The 1,301-nt window shown below is 62.3% G+C and carries 1 protein-coding gene; it reads right to left on the reverse strand.

Translation table 11 applies throughout. The features are described 5' to 3' along the window. The coding region (locus HV796_RS42485) for an IS4 family transposase (protein WP_425497124.1) at positions 1–1,283 on the reverse strand (1,283 nt) is incomplete at its 3' end. Positions 1,284–1,301 lie beyond the last annotated feature (18 nt).

Raw genomic sequence — 1,301 nt, forward strand, 5'->3', positions numbered from 1 at the left:
TGCAGCCCCTGCCAGATAGTCTTGACGCCGGGTTCGCCGTCACCCTTTCTGGCCAGGAAGCCGCCGGGCATCGCGACGAGCCGAACAACTTCGTTCAGACACGGTGGCGTGTCAGGCGGCGTCTTTCGGTTCAGGATAAACGCTGCGCGCCATTCATCGGGCTCGAACAGCAATTGCGCGTCGAGTTCGGGGCAAGTGCGACCTAAGCGCATGAGTCGCGCAATGCGCCAGGCCACGACCATGAACAACGCCAGTGCCCGCTGGATGCGATCGATCGACGCCAGCTGCAGCACTTCGACCCGGCATCCGTTCTTCAATACATGAAAGAACATTTCCACCTCCCAGCGGGCACGATACCAGTCGATGAGTTGTGCGGCAGCCCCCAGATCACCCGTCTCGCGGTTGGTCATCAGGCGCCATTCGAGCGGTTTGACATCTGCCGGCGCCCCGACTTCCCGAGCCACGATGCAAGTGACAGGGATCACGCTATCTGCCGTGTGCGGCACGTCAACACATCTTGCCCAAAGCTGTTGCTGGACTTCCCGGGCTTTCTGGCCCTGGCGGGCAGCCAGCGTAAAGCGAATCTCGCCCAGCGGCTCACCATTGAGGACTTCGTCCCACAGCTTGCCGCCTTCAGGCAGCACCCGATTGTGTTGGGAGCGCAGCAGCCAGTCCGCCGGACATCCGCTCTCATGCGCCTTGAGCATCAACTCCAGAATGTCGGATTCCCGATCCGCGACGTACACCAGACGCGTGTCTGGCATCGTCACAGCCAGTTCGGCAACCCGCTCATAGCCTTCAATCCAGCGCGTGCTCTCCTTGATGCCACCGCGCACGCCGCCAGCATCCTTCAATTCGCGCGCCCACATCCAGGCATCCAGTACCCCCAACGGCTCGCGCTGTGGCGTCACCGCATAGGTCGCGTGGGTGTACATTCCGCGCTGGGCTTCGTACGACAACGGTCCCAGCCCCGCGATGCCCTGCCCGTTGAAGTTCAGTTCCGTCGTGTCCTGGATGCAAAGCACCACCTCGCACGCCCGCATCCGCTCGGCCGAACACCGCCAATGCGGCTCCATGATGTCGGACCATTCAAGCTTGTCCTGCGCCAGAAACCGGTAGGCCGCCGCCGTCCCGGCCCACCCGCCACAAGCTTCAGGGATGCTTGCCGACGGACTGCCCGACAGTTGTTCGGCCAACAGCACTGCCCGTCGGTTCAGGCGCTTGTCGCCCAGATCAATACCCTTGAATTCCATTGCCGCCCAACTCTCCGTCGCTTGTGCCATTCGCTCGTCACGCAAAAA

It is taken from the genome of Paraburkholderia humisilvae (assembly GCF_902859855.1).
In the GTDB taxonomy this organism is placed as follows: Bacteria; Pseudomonadota; Gammaproteobacteria; order Burkholderiales; family Burkholderiaceae; genus Paraburkholderia; species Paraburkholderia humisilvae.